The 15,067-nt window shown below is 70.5% G+C and carries 12 protein-coding genes and 1 pseudogene; 7 read left to right on the top strand and 6 right to left on the bottom strand.

The genetic code is table 11. The features are described from left to right. Nucleotides 1–95: 95 nt before the first annotated feature. The 3 genes from ACIPXC_RS31915 (at nt 96) to ACIPXC_RS31905 (ending at nt 2,664) form a co-directional block, all read left to right on the top strand. Nucleotides 96–875, top strand: coding sequence for a hypothetical protein (locus tag ACIPXC_RS31915; protein WP_401625064.1), 780 nt, complete (start codon nt 96–98; stop codon nt 873–875). A gap of 139 nt (nt 876–1,014) precedes the next feature. After that, nucleotides 1,015–1,473, top strand: a complete 459-nt coding sequence (locus ACIPXC_RS31910) for an SAM-dependent methyltransferase (protein ID WP_401625061.1) — start codon at nt 1,015–1,017, stop codon at nt 1,471–1,473. 192 nt (nt 1,474–1,665) lie between these two features. Beyond that, complete coding sequence (locus tag ACIPXC_RS31905; protein ID WP_401625103.1) at nt 1,666–2,664, top strand: polyprenyl synthetase family protein; 999 nt, start codon at nt 1,666–1,668, stop codon at nt 2,662–2,664. 214 nt (nt 2,665–2,878) lie between these two features. Here the strand turns inward: ACIPXC_RS31905 and ACIPXC_RS31900 are convergent, their stop codons facing one another. Then, a complete protein-coding gene (locus ACIPXC_RS31900; RefSeq protein WP_401625058.1) occupies nt 2,879–3,061 on the bottom strand; it encodes a hypothetical protein in 183 nt (60 codons plus the stop codon). A gap of 1,084 nt (nt 3,062–4,145) precedes the next feature. Between ACIPXC_RS31900 and ACIPXC_RS31895 the strand changes: the two are divergent. The 4 genes and pseudogenes from ACIPXC_RS31895 to ACIPXC_RS31880 form a co-directional block, all read left to right on the top strand. Continuing rightward, a pseudogene (locus ACIPXC_RS31895) lies at nt 4,146–4,364 on the top strand (aldehyde dehydrogenase family protein); the annotation flags it as partial. A gap of 252 nt (nt 4,365–4,616) precedes the next feature. After that, nucleotides 4,617–4,940: an oleate hydratase gene (locus ACIPXC_RS31890; RefSeq protein WP_401625055.1), complete on the top strand. Its 324-nt coding sequence runs from the start codon at nt 4,617–4,619 to the stop codon at nt 4,938–4,940. 30 nt (nt 4,941–4,970) lie between these two features. Then, complete coding sequence (locus ACIPXC_RS31885; protein WP_401625052.1) at nt 4,971–5,993, top strand: universal stress protein; 1,023 nt, start codon at nt 4,971–4,973, stop codon at nt 5,991–5,993. A gap of 170 nt (nt 5,994–6,163) precedes the next feature. Further along, nucleotides 6,164–7,075, top strand: coding sequence for a universal stress protein (locus ACIPXC_RS31880; protein ID WP_401625049.1), 912 nt, complete (start codon nt 6,164–6,166; stop codon nt 7,073–7,075). Nucleotides 7,076–7,468: 393 nt separating this feature from the next. On the opposite strand, the gene ACIPXC_RS31875 is transcribed toward ACIPXC_RS31880, so the two are convergent. The 5 genes from ACIPXC_RS31875 to ppdK all read right to left on the bottom strand — a co-directional run bounded on the left by ACIPXC_RS31875 (nt 7,469) and on the right by ppdK (nt 15,027). Continuing rightward, nucleotides 7,469–8,374 (bottom strand): universal stress protein, encoded by a 906-nt coding sequence (locus tag ACIPXC_RS31875; RefSeq protein WP_401625047.1) that lies wholly within the window; start codon nt 8,372–8,374, stop codon nt 7,469–7,471. A gap of 175 nt (nt 8,375–8,549) precedes the next feature. Continuing rightward, nucleotides 8,550–8,789, bottom strand: coding sequence for a hypothetical protein (locus ACIPXC_RS31870; RefSeq protein WP_401625044.1), 240 nt, complete (start codon nt 8,787–8,789; stop codon nt 8,550–8,552). A gap of 266 nt (nt 8,790–9,055) precedes the next feature. After that, a complete protein-coding gene (pflA, locus tag ACIPXC_RS31865) occupies nt 9,056–9,784 on the bottom strand; it encodes a pyruvate formate-lyase-activating protein (protein ID WP_401625041.1) in 729 nt (242 codons plus the stop codon). Then, nucleotides 9,781–12,048 carry a formate C-acetyltransferase gene (gene pflB, locus ACIPXC_RS31860; RefSeq protein ID WP_401625038.1) on the bottom strand — a complete coding sequence of 756 codons (2,268 nt, stop codon included), beginning with the start codon at nt 12,046–12,048 and terminating at the stop codon, nt 9,781–9,783. Before pflB ends, pflA begins: the two co-directional genes overlap by 4 nt. A 276-nt stretch (nt 12,049–12,324) precedes the next feature. Next, nucleotides 12,325–15,027, bottom strand: coding sequence for a pyruvate, phosphate dikinase (gene ppdK, locus ACIPXC_RS31855; protein WP_401625035.1), 2,703 nt, complete (start codon nt 15,025–15,027; stop codon nt 12,325–12,327). Nucleotides 15,028–15,067 lie beyond the last annotated feature (40 nt).

Genomic DNA, 15,067 nt, shown 5'->3' with positions numbered 1-15,067 from the left:
CAGGTGGCGGCCTTGGAAATCGTGGCCCGCAGCTCTCGACGCACGGGTTACCGACTAGTTAAGGTGCGCCGACGAGAGAGCAAGCTGGAGGCCAGGTGTCCGACGACGAGGGTGGCGGCTCGCTGTACGTGCTGACCGCCGTGCTCCTGACCCCCGCGCAGTTCCCCGGCTTCCTGGGGGACGACTTCCCCGAGGCCTGCTCCCTGCTGGGCGTGGCGCCCAACCGGGAGGGGTACGGGCTGGTGCTGGGCCAGGACGAGGAGGGCGCGCGCTGGACGGTCGTCGTCGACGACGTCTCGCTCGTGGCCGCGGCCATCGCGTCGTGGGACTGCGGCATGGAGTACGACCTGTCGCCCGACGAGCGGACGATCGTGGTCTCGCTGGCGGGCTGGCCGGTGGAGTTGTCCGTGGCCGCACCGGGGGTCCCGGAACCGCACGATCCGGAGCAGGGTGCGGACGGTACGGGGCGGGTGCCGCTGGCGCCGCCGTCGGCCGAGGCGTGGGGCCCGGTGCAGCGACGGCTGGGCGCGGACCAGATCGCCCGGGAATGGGCCGACTGGCGCGAGCGCGTGGCGACGGACGGCGGGGCCGCCGCTGCGGCGCACCCCGGGCTGGCTCGTGCGCTGGAGGAGGCGATGGAGTACACGCGGACCCCGCCGCCGCCCGGCCGCGTGCGGTCCTCCTTCGCCGGCGAAGGGGCCCGGACCCTGCGCGTGGACGGGCCCGGCTGGTCGCTGGTGGCCCGTACCGGCGAGGCGGCCTTCGTCCTCCTGGACGAGGAGCCGGGCGAAGTGCTCACGGTCCCCCGGGAGGGGGATCCCGACCTGCCGGAACTGCTGGCGGCGCTCGACGGCGTCGCGGTCCGGCCGGTGTGACCCGCGGCCGGGCCGGGCCGCCCGGGACACGGGCGAGTGGCGGCGCGCGGACGCGGTCGAACGGCCGCGCGCGGACAGGGACCGGGCACGACGCGCGGACGAAGGGCGTCCGCCCGAGCGACGGCACGAGGGGGACACGGTGGCGGAGTCGGAGCCGGTGGGTGCGGCCGTGGGCGGTCGCGCCGAGGTCGTGGACGACGGCTGGGGGCGGGAGACGGCGGTGATCCGCCTGGACGGCGGCCGGTTCGGTCCGGAAGCCCTCCACGGGCTGGAGGACTTCTCGCACGTCGAGGTCGTCCACCACTTCGACCGGGTGCCCGTCGAGAGGATCGAGACGGGTACGCGGCACCCGCGCGACAACCCGGACCGGCCACTGGTCGGCGTCTTCGCGCAGCACGGGAAGAACCGGCCCAACCGGCTGGGTGTGTCGCGGTGCCGGGTGGTGAAGGTCGACGGGCTGGACGTCCGCGTGGTGGGCCTCGACGCCGTGGACGGCACACCTGTACTCGACCTCAAGCCCTACATGGTCGAATTCGGGCCACCCGGCGAACTGCGGCAGCCGGAGTGGGCGACCACCTCGATGGATGGCCATTACTGATCCATTGCATGGCGTGAAATGTTCATTACCGGCGGTAGTTTAACGAGTCAACTAATAGGATCCGGCCACATCGACTGAAAATCGCTCTGGATCCCCTTCCTCCGGAATGATCGAATCGGCCAGTCACACGGCTCAAAGGGTGCGCACCTCACCCCCACGCTCATTCCACGATGGAGGCCACTCTTGAATTCCATGTCGTATCTGGACCTGCACCGGAAGGTCGCGCAGGACATCGATACGGAGATCGAAGCCGCTCTGGACCGACTCGGCCCGGCCGCCGCGACCACACGGAACTGCGTCGCAAGGCTCCTGGAACAGCGGAAACTGAGACATCCCCTGTCAGTGCTCCCGTTGCTCACGCACGCCATAGAGACGGGGAATCCCGGCCCGGCCGTCCCGCTGTCGGCGGTGCACCTGCTGTGGTGGACCTCGGCCTGCTATCTCGATGACCTGGCCGATGCCGACGGCGCGTCCATCTCCGGCGCCCTCACCGAGGACGAAGCACTGCTCGCCTCCGTCATCATCGGCAATGCGCTCCCCATTCAGATCGTCCTGGCGCAAGATCTCCCGGAAACGACGCACGGCGCTCTGATAAACGAGATCCTGAACGGCTGGATCATCGGAGTCGACGGCCAGATAGACGACATGCGCGGGGACATCCGCAACGCCTCCCGCACATCGGTGGTGCAGACATACCGCGGAAAATCCGGCGCCCCCTTCGGCATGATCACCGCCATGGCCGCCTTATTCTCCGGAACGACGCATGAGAAGGTCGAACTCTGGCGCGAATTCGGCTACATCTTCGGAATCCTGTGGCAGCTCTTCAACGACCAGGAAGACATCCTGTCCGGGCGCGACGAAGACCTGGCCAACGGCACCGTGACCTACCTGCTCGCCTCCGTCCTAGAGGACGCGTCCCCCCTCTCCCGGGAACACATGCTGGGGCTGTGCGCCGCCGCGAGCCGGTCGCACCAGGCCAGGAGGGAACTGGCGAGCATGCTCCGCACGCCCCTCGCCCTCGACCGCTACCGCGCCGAGATCGACGGCTTCCGCGCGGAGGCCTACCGGATCCTGGACGAACTCGGCGGCGACGAGGCCTACCAGCCGGTCCTCCGCAGCCTCGTCGACCACGCGTCCCAGATGCTGCTCGAAGCGGAGCTTCCTCCGGTCGTCGTGAGCGGCGCGGCCTGAACCGAACCGGCCGGTCGGCCGTCCGTACGGTGGGCGCACGGGCACTCTGCGCCCCACCCACACGCGACTCCTCTCACGCCGCGGCGCAGCCCGCCGGGCTCCGCACACCAGCCGGAGCCCGGCCACTCCTCGGACCGGCCCACGCGGGCCCCACATCGGCCGCGCGCAGTGCACCACGCGCCCCGCGCCCCGCATCACGCACCCCGCGCCTCCGTCAGCGGCCGAGCTGCTTCCTGGACAGGCCGCGCACCCGACGCCGCTGGGAAGGATCGAGCAGGAGGTAGGCCGCGGCCGGCACCCCGATCAGGACCAGCAGGCCCGCCCAGAAACCCACGGCCCAGAACAACACGATGGCTGCCGCAACTCCGGCAACCGCGACCTTTCCGCGACTGGACATCTACGGCCACCTCCATGTGACGTCGACCACTACCCCCTCAACGCGCCGCGCCGACCACACGTTCCCGGCAGCCGGACAGAATGCGGGGCCCGGCTCCCTCGACCCGGCCGACGCCGCCGACAGCGCCGACGCCGGCGGGAGCACCGCGGCGCGCTGCTCTCCGTCAGCCGGCGCCACACCCTCGGTGACCAGGGCGAAGCGCCCCCTGGTGCGGCTGCGTGACCAGTAGGTGCCGATGGATCCCACCGAGGCGCGTCGGGCCCGCCGCACGAGGCCGTCGTACGCGAGACCCTCGCGGCGATCACGGAGGCGGACGGGATGGAGCGGCGCGGTCTGGTCGCCAGGCCGCTGACCTCGCTCACTCCGTGGGACCCGGCGGCTGCGTACCGTCCGGCACCTCCACCCCGTACCGCCCGGATCCGGCCGGAACGGTGCCCGTGCCGTGGCCGACGTACCGCTTGCCGGGGTGCGGTCCCGCGACGACGATGGGGCGCTGCGGGCAGGTACCGCGGCACCACGGGAGGGTGACATGGGCGACCGGGATCCGTCGGTGGCACTGCCGGACGGGGCCGATCCCGCGGCCCGCTCGCGCGAACTGCGGCGGGCGCACGCCGCGTTCACCCGGGACGGTCGGGTGGACGCGCCGGTCCGGGCGGTCATCGCGCGGTCCTGGCGGCGGTGCGCGCGGGCCCGGCTCAGCCCCGAGTGCGCGCCACGGGTGGAGCTGGCGGGGGCGGATCTGCGTGCTTACCGGGAGGAGCACCCGCTGGCCCGGGTGATGCCGCTGTTCCGGGATCTCGTCGGCGCGTTCGCCGCGCACGGGGCGCACCTGCTCGCCCTGTACGAGGACGAGTCGGTGTCACCGGTGACGCTGCGCGCCGAGATGTCGCGGCTGCGCACGCTGCTTGGGCCGGCGGCGCCACTGTCGCACTCCTATCGCCCGGCCCGTCCGCTGGACGCGGACTTCACCGCCCTGACGAGGCGGCTGGCGGTCGGCGCCGTCTCCGCGGCCCTCCACCCCTATGCCCGGCAAGGGGAGGACACCAGGGCCCGTTACGCTGCGCCCGGCACCGAGGGGGCGCTCATGTCGTAGGCGTCCCGCTACGACCACTTCATCGGCGGCGAGTACGTCGCGCCCGCACGCGGCCGGTACTTCGCGAACCCCTCCCCCGTCAACGGCCAGACCTTCACGGAGGTCGCCCGGGGCACCTCCGAGGACGTGGAGCGGGCGCTGGACGCGGCGCACGCGGCGGCGCCCGCCTGGGGCCCCAGTTCCGGCCAGCCTCCTGGCCGGGTGCTGGTCTGCGAGTGAGCGAGGCCGGAGACATTGGCCAGGGGGAGCTGGCCGGAGCTGCCCCGGTGAGGACCGGCTGCCGACACGCGACGCATCAAAGGCGGGCACATGTAGTCCCCCGGATACGGATCCTCCACCAGGGGCACCGAAGGGACCAACGGACCTGGCGACCAGGCCCCTCGGCTCCTGTGGGTTCTGCTGCCAGGGGAGTTGAGTGGACAAAGTGGCGGGGAGGCACCTCGTTCTTGGAAGGGCATGGCCATGACGAACGAAGCCCAGAGCTCGCACGCCTCTCTGATCGGCGGAGGAATCGCCTCGCTGGCCGCGGCGGTCTTCCTCGTACGGGACGCGGGAATGCCCGGCGAGAACATCCACATCCTGGAGGAACTGCCGCAGACCGGTGGCGCACTCGACGGCAGTGGCGCACCCTACACCGGCTTCGTCTTCACCGTCGAGTACTCCGTCCGCGGGGCGATGCACGCGGTGTACGAACTGCTGGGCGTCGCCAAGGAGGTTCCGGCCGTCTACCACGCACTGTCCGACCCGTTGACGGCGCTGCGGGCCCTCAAGGCCGTCTTCGCCTGAGCTGCGGCTCGCCTCTCCCAACCGCACGGCTTGCCGTCCCAGCCCCGGAGGTCCTTCGGTGGTGCCCCCGTAGCAACCTCGCCACCCGATCTCGGGGTCCGGCGATCCCGGGCGATCACCGTCGGTCTCGACGGATCTCGCGAAAGCCTGGCCCCCGTCGCCTGGGCCGCGGACGAAGCGCGCCGACGCGGTCTCGCCCTTCGCCTGCTGCACGTGTGGGGCCTGGAACCGGACGTCCATTCACCGCTCATCGGCTCTCGCCCCCGGCAGGAGCCGTACGACGCGGACCCGCGCTCCACGGCCGAGCGGATACGGCGCACGCATCCGGGCCTGGACGTGGTCGCGCAGGAGCTGTGCGGAGAGCCAGCCACCGTTCTGTGCGGGGCCGCCGAGGAGTCCGAGCTGTTGGTGCTCGGTTCCCGCGGTCTGGGCGGGGTCGCCGGGTTCGTGTCCGGTTTGGTGGCCCTGTCCGTGGTCGCCCGTACCCGGCATCCTGTCGTCCTGGTTCCGGGCCGCGCTCCGATCCCGAACGGCGGCGTCGTCCTCGGCCTGGACCTCTCGCACCCGTGCGACGACGTTCTGGACCACGCCTTCTCCCGGGCCCACCGGCTCGGTGTACCGCTGAGTGTCCTACACAGCCCGCATGCCCAGCGCGGGCTCGGCAACGATGCGGCGCAGGCCTCTTCGGCCATGGCGCCCGGTGCTGCGGACGCGAGGACCGCACGAAACGTGACCCAGGTGATCGAGCAGTGGCGGCACGCGTGCCCAGGCCTGCATGTCACCGGGGAGATCCGCCCCGGCCACCCGGCGCGACGGCTGGTGGAGGCTTCCCACACGGCCGGCCTCCGCATCACGGGCCGCCGCGACCGGGAAATCCCGGCTCGGTCCCCACACCGGAGGTGTGACCCGTGCGGTCCTGCACCACTGCCGGACGCCGGTGGCCGTAATCCCCCACGACTGACCATTCACGGCGCTCCCCATCGCCGTTGCCCGCGTTCCCGCTGTGAGGGACACGGGCTGCTTCGCGTACCAGGTGCTTGGCGACCGGTGTGAGCACCGCGCACGTCCGTGTCCGGCACAGCCACTGTCCGGCCGGGCGACGAGGGACGTTCGGCCCATTCCCCGGGTCTGCTGGACCATCGCTCCCCCACGGTACGGAAGGGAAGGGTGGGACACACACCGCCGACGACGGTATTCGCCCCATAGGCTCCGGAGGAAACACCATGTCACGTACGGTCATTGCGGGAATCGACGGATCCCCTGCATCTCTTGCCGCCGCCGAGTGGGCCGCCCGGGAGGCCCGGCGGCGCCGGCTCCCCCTCAAGCTGTTGCACGCCATGGAGGAGTGGATCCCGTCCTACGGATACGCGTCGCACACCGAGGCCACCCCGTCACCCCAGTACTGGGCTGAGCGCATCCCCCGGGAGGTCGCGCTGCAGTTGACCGAGCGGCACCCCGGCCTGGAGATCACCACGGAGCAGGTGGACGGGCGGCCGCTGACCGTCCTGGTCGCTGCCGCGCAGGAGGCCGAGGTATTGATACTCGGCTCGCGCGGGCTTGGGGCGATGACCGGTTTCCTCGTCGGATCCGTCTCCCAGGCCGTGCTCGCCCACGCCGAGTGCCCGGTCGTGGTCGTGCGGCCGGGCGACTGGCTGAACGCCGACTGCCTGCCCGTATCCGGCAGTGACGGGGCACGGGGAGAAGTCGACCGGTCGGTCGTGCTCGGGCTGGACCTCTCCAACCCGTCTGCCGAGCTCCTCGACCACGCCTTCGACGCGGCGGCCGTACGCCGGGCCCCACTGCGCGTGATCCACCGCTGGAGCATGCCGCCCGCCTTCGCGTTCGACCCGGCGCTGCTCGCGGCCGAGGTGCGCGACGGCCTGGCGGCCTCCACGGCGACAGCGCTCGCCGACGAACTGCGGCCCTGGCGCGACAAGTACCCCGAAGTCCGTGTCGAAGTGGACTGCTCGGTCGGGCAACCCGCCAACCAGCTCGTCGAAGCCTCGGCAGATGCCTCACTGGTCGTCGTCGGCCGGCGGATACGCCGCTCCGCCGTCGGCACCCATCTCGGCCCGGTCGTCCACGCTGTCCTCCACCACGCCTCAGCCCCGGTCGCGGTCGTACCGCACGCTTGAAGCGATCACGTGTGCCGGGTTGCCCTGACTGTCCGCGTCTGACCGCAGACCTGGGAGCAACCCATGCGCGCCGAGCCCGGCCGGGTGATGACCACCGGCCGGGCTCGGCGTGTGCCTGGCGCTACCGCGTTCCGCCTGTGTCTCGTTCTTCACGACGGACGTCTTCCTCGCCCCACCGTTCCGCCTCTGAGGGGCACTGGCCGGTAGTGGTACTTCGGCTCTCGGCGGCAGGGGGCAGGTCTTGTCGAGGGGCTGTGGTAAGGACGAGGCGAAGCCCCAGCCCGCGCTTCTCGGCCTCGGCTGCTGCCCGGGCCAAGCTCGCGTACCAGTTCTCCGCCGGGTCGATGCGGACGAGAATCTCGCCGACTTCGGTGGTGGCCATCCCGGTGGCCGTCATGACGCCTCGCTCCTGTGCTCGTCGGCGTGCCGCGGGATCAGTTCGACGGGGCAGTGCGCGTGGTGCAGCAGGCTGTGCGTCACGCGCCCCAGGGTGCGCCCGAGGTGGCCGGGCGAACGGCGCCCACCCATGACCAGCAGATCGGCATGGCGGGAGGCCTCCACCAGCACCCCGGCGACGGACACACTCCTCTCCGCATCCGCCTGGACCGTCAGCGAGGGGCACTCGGCCCGGATCTGCTCGGCTACGGCCTTCAAGCTCTGCCCGTGGGGGCCGCCGGCCCTGTTCCGGCCATCGACTGCTCCGGCCGCAGAGCCGACGGATTGCAGGACGCCCTGTACGTACAGCAGCCGCAGCGAGGCCTTGCGCAGCTCCGCTTCGCGCGCGGCGTGACGGACGCAATCGAGATCGCGCTCGTCGCGCGCGGCGGCCAGCACGACACCGTGCGCGGCCCCGTCCTCGCTCCCCCGCACGACGATCACGGGTGTACGAGCGTCCGCCGCGACCTTGAGGCCGACCGAGCCCAGGGTCAAGGAGCTGAATCCGCCCGGTCCCCGGTTGCCCACGACAAGGGTGCCGCGGTCGCTCGCGGCCCGGCGCAGGCTCATCTCAGGCCCGCTACGGCTGAACTCCGTCGTGACCGAGAGCGCGGGATGCCGGGCCCGGACGGCCTCGGCCGTAACGTCCAGCAGTTCACGCCCTGCGACACGGACCCTCTCCATGTCGTCGTCCGAAAGCTCGAGGACCCGGCCGTCGACATCGGACCCGTACACGATGTGCAGGGGGCGACGGCGCCGCGCAGCCTCGTCCGACGCCCAGAGCGCCGCCCACCGGGCAGGCTCGGACCCATCGACACCGACGATGACCGATCCGAGGTCCGGACCTCTGCTGTTGCCTTCCATAGCTCCTCCTGGCCGACCGCTGTTGGGGACAGCTCCACGCTGACACCCCAGCGCCGGACAGAAGAGGGGCCCTAGGTACCTCGTCCGGGCCGAAGGTCCCCGCCCAGGTTTCTCGGTCAGCCCAATGGGAGGCGGTCTCGGTTGTTCAGATCGAGGGTGGGGGTGCGGGAGCCGGTCAGAACGGTCCGTAGAGCCAGTTGCCCGGGGCGTTTGGGTCCTCGCTGGCGAAGAACTCCACGACGGCGGCGTCAATCTCGGCCGGATCCAGTGTCCCGTCCCCGTCACGGTCCAGGCGGTGGAATGCCTCCTGCATCTGCTGCGCGGGCATCCCGCCGATCGCCTGACTGAGCAGCAGGTACTCGTCCAGCCCGATCGGTCCGTCGTCGTCCACGGCAGTGCGGGCGAGCCAAGCCAAGGCTCCCGCGTGCAGGGTCTCCAGCAAGGTGACAGGACTGGTGGCGACCGAGCGTCGGATCCCCCGCTCGAACGCCTCGGGGTGGAGGCGGCCGCCATGGGGCCACGGCCGCCTCCACCCGGAGAGCACCGTTCTGCACGCCGCTGTCGGCGCCGGAATGAGCTGGGCCAGTACCGTACAACGCTGGTTGTGGTAGCCCCAAGGCGGAGCAGAAGCCCGCCCGCGGACAGGCCGACACTGTCTCGTGTGACGCGCATTCGGCTGGTTCACCTTGCCTGCAAGCCGTGTGACCGGAACTGGTCGCGAACGCGCTCGACCAGTGCGGCGTCCGGAACCGGATTGTCGCGGAGCGGGAAGGGGATGCCGAGCGAGTCGTACTTGTGGGTGCCGAGTTTGTGGAAAGGCAGGACGTCGACGCGGTCGACGTTGTCCAGCTCCGCGAGGAAGCGGCCCAGCCCATCGATGGCAGCCGGATCGTCGGTCCAGCCGGGGACCAGGACGTAGCGGATCCAGGTCCGGACGCCGAGCCTGTTCAGCCGGGCGGCGAAGCTGAGGGTGGGTGTGAGGTTGCCGCCGGTCAGACGCCGGTAGACGCCGGCGTCGAAGGACTTGATGTCGAGCAGGACCAGGTCCGTATCGGCCAGGAGCGCGTCGTCGGCGCGAGTGCCGAGGGCGCCGGAGGTGTCCAGTGCGGTGTGCAGGCCGAGCTCCTTGCAGCGTCGGAACACTTCGGCGGTGAAGGCGGACTGGAGCAGGGGCTCGCCTCCGGTCAGGGTCACGCCTCCACCGGCCAGGGCGGTGAACTGCCGGTACCGCTCGATGCGCCCGACCACTTCGTCCACGGTGACCTGCTGCCCCTCGCGCATGTGCCAGGTGTCGGGGTTGGCGCAGTACAGGCAGCGCAGTTGACAGCCGCTGAGGAAGAGAACGAACCGGGTGCCGGGCCCGTCCACCCCCGTGGACAGGTCCCAGGAGTGGATGCGGCCCGTGGTCATCGCGCACCGTGGAACGTGCGGTTGACGACGTCGAGTTGCTGTTCGCGCGTGAGGCGGACGAAGTTGACGGCGTAGCCGGAGACGCGGATGGTCAGGTCAGGGTAGTTGTCCGGGTGTTCCATGGCGTCCTCGAGCGTGGCTCGGTCGAGGACGTTGACGTTCATGTGGAAACCGCCTGCGGCGCTGTAGGCGTCGAGGATCCCGACGAGGTGCCCCGCACGCTCAGCCGGATCGTGCCCCAGCCCCTCCGGGGTGATGGTGGACGTCAGGGAGATGCCGTCACGGGCCTGGTCATACGGGATCTTCGCGACCGACAGCGCCGATGCCGCCATCCCGTGTCGGTCACGTCCGTTCATCGGGTTGGCGCCCGGGGCGAACGGCATACCCGCACGGCGGCCGTCGGGGGTGTTGCCGGTGTGCTTGCCGTAGACGACGTTGGAGGTGATGGTGAGCACCGACTGTGTGTGCTCGGCACCCCGGTAGGCCGGGTGGCGGCGCACCTTTGTCATGAAGGAGCGGACCAGGTCGACCGCGATGCGGTCGGCGCGGTCGTCGTCGTTGCCGTAGGCCGGGTAGTCGCCTTCGACGTGATAGTCGACGGCGAGCCCGGTGGCATCCCGAATGACCCTGACACGGGCGTGCTTGATGGCCGAAAGGCTGTCGGCCGCCACGGACAGTCCAGCGATGCCACAGGCCATCGTGCGGTGGACCGGGTGGTCGTGCAGGGCCATCTCGACGCGCTCGTAGGCGTACTTGTCGTGCATGTAGTGGATCACGTTGAGCGCGTTGACGTAGGTCGCGGCGAGCCAGTCCAGCATGCGGTCGTACGCGTTGGCCACATCGCCGTAGTCGAGCTGCTCGCCGGTCAGCGGGGCCGTCGCCGGTGCGACCTGTTCGCCGGTCATCTCGTCGCGGCCACCGTTGATGGCGTACAGCAGCGCCTTGGCCAGGTTCACCCGGGCACCGAAGAACTGCATCTGCTTGCCCACCGTCATCGCGGAGACGCAGCAGGCGATCGCGGTGTCGTCGCCGGTGCGGGGGCGAAGGAGGTCGTCGGATTCGTATTGGATGGAGCTGGTGTCGATGGATGTCTGGGCGCAGAACTGCTTGAAGCCCTCCGGCAGTCGGGGGGACCACAGCACGGTCAGGTTGGGCTCGGGGGCGGGGCCGAGGTTGTGCAGGGTCTGGAGAAAACGGAAGGACGTGCGGGTGACCAGGGGGCGGCCGTCCTCTCCGATGCCGCCGATGGACTCGGTGACCCAGGTGGGGTCGCCGGAGAACAGTGCGTCGTACTCCGGTGTACGCAGGAACCGCACGATCCGCAGCTTGATCACGAAGTCGTCGATGAGTTCCTGGGCGCGGCTCTCGTCGATTTTTCCTTCGTCGAGGTCACGCTGGAGGTAGACGTCCAGGAAGGTCGAGGTGCGGCCCAGGGACATCGCCGCGCCGTTCTGCTCCTTCACGGCGGCGAGGAAGCCGAGGTAGAGCCATTGGATGGCCTCGTGCGCGGTGGCTGCGGGACGGGACACGTCGCAGCCGTAGGAGGCGGCCATCCGTTCCAGCTCGCCCAGTGCCCTGATCTGCTCGGCCAGTTCCTCGCGGTCGCGGATCACGTCGGCCGTGGACGGTGCCTCGTCCAGCCGGGTCCGCTCGGCTCGCTTGGCCTCGATCAGCCGGGCGGTTCCGTACAGCGCGACGCGACGGTAGTCGCCGATGATGCGGCCTCGCCCGTAGGCGTCTGGCAGGCCGGTGATGATGCCGGCCCTGCGTGCGCCCAGCATTTCGGGGGTGTAGGCGTCGAAGACACCGTCGTTGTGGGTCTTGCGGTACGTGCCGAAGACCTTGGTGACGAACGGATCCGGTTCGAAGCCGTACGCGCGCAGCGCGTTGTCCACCATCCGCAGCCCGCCGTTGGGCATGATCGCCCGCTTCAGCGGAGCATCGGTCTGCAATCCGACGATCAGTTCCCGGTCGCGGTCGATGTAACCGGGCGCGTGGGAGGTGATGGTGGACGGCATGGCGGTGTCCACGTCGAGCACACCCTTGCGACGCTCCTCCGGGAAGAGCGCGGTGACGGTCTTCCACACGGTGCGGGTGCGCTCCGTGGGACCGGCGAGGAACGCGGCATCGCCCTCGTAGGGCGTGTAGTTGGCCTGGATGAAAGAACGGACGTCGATGTGCCGCTGCCACTCATCGCCGGTGAAGCCGCGCCACAGGGTAATGGTGCGACTGGCGTCGGCAGGGTGCTGGACGGTCACGGTCATGTCGTCATCTCCTGGGCCGGGACTGAGGCGAGGTGGGCGATCGCCCTTTCTCACTGCTGATGGTTCCCGTCGGCTGTGTCGCCGGCCAGGGTCGAAGAGGCAAGGCGGAGCCCGCTGACCGGCCCTGGTGAGCCGGGCGAAGAGGGCCTGTGGTCCCGGCGAGGCGAGAGACCATGGGCCCTCCCGCAGAGCGTCACGAGCTCTACCCCGCAGCCGCGGCGGTACGGGTCCATGACGACGTGGCTCTCCGCGCCCCCGGGCAGTGCGGTTCGGAGGCTATGCGCTCGCGTCGGTGCCGTGCGCTTCCAGGGCTGCCCGGCCGGCCTCAAGGCGGGCGACCGGGACTCGGAAGGGCGAGCAGGATACGTAGTCCAGTCCGGCCCCGTGGAAGAAGTGGACCGAAGCGGGGTCCCCTCCGTGCTCCCCGCACACGCCGATCTTCAGGTCCGGGTGAGCTGCCCGGCCCTCCTCGACCGCGATCCGCACCAGTCGGCCGACGCCTTCACGGTCGATGGTCTCGAACGGGGAGACGGGGAAGACGCCCTTGTCGAGGTAAGCGGAGAAGAACGCGGCTTCGACGTCGTCCCGGGAGAAGCCCCAGGTGGTCTGTGTCAGGTCGTTCGTGCCGAAGGAGAAGAACGCCGCCTCCTTCGCGATCCGGCCGGCGGTGAGAGCCGCCCTGGGCAGTTCGATCATGGTTCCGACCGGGCAGGTGACGTCGACGCCCGTCTCGTGCGAAACCTGTGCCAGGACCCGGTCCACTTCCTCCCGCACGAGGTGGAACTCCTCGACCGCGTCCACCAGCGGGACCATGATCTCCGCCCGAGGGTCGCCGCCCGCACGCTTCCGTGCGACGACGGCCTCGGCGAGGGCCCGTACCTGCATGGCCACCAGCCCCGGCACCACCAGCCCCAGGCGCACGCCGCGCAGGCCAAGCATCGGGTTCTCCTCGTGCATGCGCGTGACGGCTGCCAGGAGGTCGGTGTCGTGCGGATCGGCCGGTGTGCCGAGCGCTTCGCCGCGTGCGAGACGGACGGCGAGTTCCGTGCGGTCCGGCAGGAACTCGTGCAGCGGCGGGTCGAGCAGCCGGACGGTGACCGGCAGGCCGTCCATCGCTTCGAGGATGCCGGTGAAGTCCTGCCTCTGGAGCGGCAGCAGCGCCGCGAGTGCCGCCTCTCGTTCGGTGTCGCCGTGCGCGAGGATCATCGCCTCGACGAGGGGGCGCCGGTCGCCGAGGAACATGTGCTCGGTGCGGCACAGGCCGATTCCCTGGGCACCGAAGCGGCGGGCGCGAGCCGCGTCCTCGGGGGTGTCGGCGTTCGCCCGGACCTCCAGGCGCCGCACGGCGTCCGCCTGCCGCATGAGCCGGTGCACATCACGCACCGGCTGCCGGGCCGTGCAGTCGGCCGGCGGCACACCGCCCTCCTCGAAGTACCGCATGACGTCGGAGTCGACCAAGGGTACGGAGCCAAGGCGCACCACGCCATCCGACCCGTCGACGGAGACGACCGTGCCTTCGGGGACCGTCACGCCACCGGCGCTGAAGCGCCGCTCCCGTGTGTCCACGACGATGCCCTCCGCCCCGCACACGCACACCTTGCCCATGCCGCGTGCGACGACCGCGGCGTGGCTGGTCTTCCCGCCCCGGCTGGTGAGCACCGCCTGGGCGGCGACCATGCCCGACAGGTCGTCGGGCGTCGTCTCCTGACGTACGAGCACGACCTTCTCGCCGGCGGCCGCCCTGCGGACCGCTTCCGCGGAGTCGAACACGACGGCTCCCACGGCCGCTCCCGGCGAGGCGGGCACGCCCCGTGCGATGACCCCGCTCGTGTCCGTGGTGGCGAATCGGGGGAACATCAGCCGTGCGAGCGCCTCGCCGCCGACCCGGCCCAGCGCCTCCCGCTCGCTGATCAGTCCTTCGTCGGCGAGCTGGGAGGCGATGGCGAAGGCGGCTTGGGCGGTGCGCTTGCCGACGCGGGTCTGGAGCATAAACAGCGTGCCGCGTTCGATGGTGAACTCGATGTCGCACAGATCGCGGTAGTGGGCCTCCAGCCGGTCCATGTAGCCGCGCAGCCGCGTGAACGACACGGGGTCGAGGCTGGCCAGATCCTCGAGAGGCACGGTGTTGCGGATGCCGGCGACGACATCCTCGCCCTGGGCGTTGGGCAGGTAGTCGCCGTAGACGCCCGGTCGGCCGGTCGCCGGATCCCGGGTGAAGGCGACGCCGCTGCCGGAGTCCGGACCGAGATTGCCGAAGACCATGGTCTGGATGTTGACCGCGGTGCCCAGGTCGTCCGGGATGTGCTCGCGTCGGCGGTAGAGGCGTGCGCGCTCGCCGTTCCAAGAGGTGAAGACGGCAAGGACCGCCCGCCGGAGTTGCTCGGTGGGATCCTGTGGGAATTCCTCCCCGGTCCGCTCGTGGATCAGGTCCTTGAAGGTCTCGACGATCCGAATGAGGTCGCAGGTGTCCAGCTGTGTGTCGTCGCCCCGGCTGTGTTGCTGCTTGACTGCGGCGAGCGCCGCCTCGAAGTGGGAACCGTCGACGCCCATGACCGTACTGCCGAACATCTGCACGAGGCGCCGGTAGGAGTCCCAGGCGAAGCGTTCGCGCTCGGGAGTCTTGGCCAGGCCCAGGACGGAGAGATCGTTCAACCCGATGTCGAGGATGGTCTCCATCATGCCCGGCATCGAGAACCTCGCCCCCGAGCGGACGGAGAGCAGGAGCGGGTCGTCCACTTGGCCGAGCCTCTTCCCGGCGGCTCGTTCCAGCCTCGCGAGATGCTCGCTGATCTGCCGGTCGAGGCCGTCCGGAGCCTGCCCCATGGCAAGGAAGCTCCGGCAGGCTTCGGTGGTGACGGTGAAGCCGGGCGGCACGGGCAGGCCCATGCGCGCCATCTCCGCGAGGTTCGCTCCCTTGCCTCCCAGGAGACCGGCCATGTCCCGGCCGCCCTCGAAGAAGTCGTACACATAGGTGGTCATGGCTGCTCGCCTGTCTCTTCGGTGGATGTCGGGTCCCGGG

The sequence above is a fragment of the Streptomyces sp. NPDC090021 genome (assembly GCF_044748225.1).
In the GTDB taxonomy this organism is placed as follows: domain Bacteria; phylum Actinomycetota; class Actinomycetes; order Streptomycetales; family Streptomycetaceae; genus Streptomyces.
Note: the sequence above shows the minus strand (reverse complement) of the source record. Positions and strands in the feature narration are given on the sequence as shown.

Excerpts from the sequence above, each read along its gene's own strand:
- ACIPXC_RS31875 (WP_401625047.1), bottom strand. The coding sequence starts at position 8,374 with ATGGAAGGCAACAGCAGAGGTCCGGACCTCGGATCGGTCATCGTCGGT.
- pflA (WP_401625041.1), bottom strand. The coding sequence starts at position 9,784 with ATGACCACGGGCCGCATCCACTCCTGGGACCTGTCCACGGGGGTGGAC.
- pflB (WP_401625038.1), bottom strand. The coding sequence starts at position 12,048 with ATGACCGTGACCGTCCAGCACCCTGCCGACGCCAGTCGCACCATTACC.
- ACIPXC_RS31900 (WP_401625058.1), bottom strand. The coding sequence starts at position 3,061 with ATGTCCAGTCGCGGAAAGGTCGCGGTTGCCGGAGTTGCGGCAGCCATC.
- ACIPXC_RS31905 (WP_401625103.1), top strand. The coding sequence starts at position 1,666 with ATGTCGTATCTGGACCTGCACCGGAAGGTCGCGCAGGACATCGATACG.
- ACIPXC_RS31890 (WP_401625055.1), top strand. The coding sequence starts at position 4,617 with ATGACGAACGAAGCCCAGAGCTCGCACGCCTCTCTGATCGGCGGAGGA.
- ppdK (WP_401625035.1), bottom strand. The coding sequence starts at position 15,027 with ATGACCACCTATGTGTACGACTTCTTCGAGGGCGGCCGGGACATGGCC.
- ACIPXC_RS31880 (WP_401625049.1), top strand. The coding sequence starts at position 6,164 with ATGTCACGTACGGTCATTGCGGGAATCGACGGATCCCCTGCATCTCTT.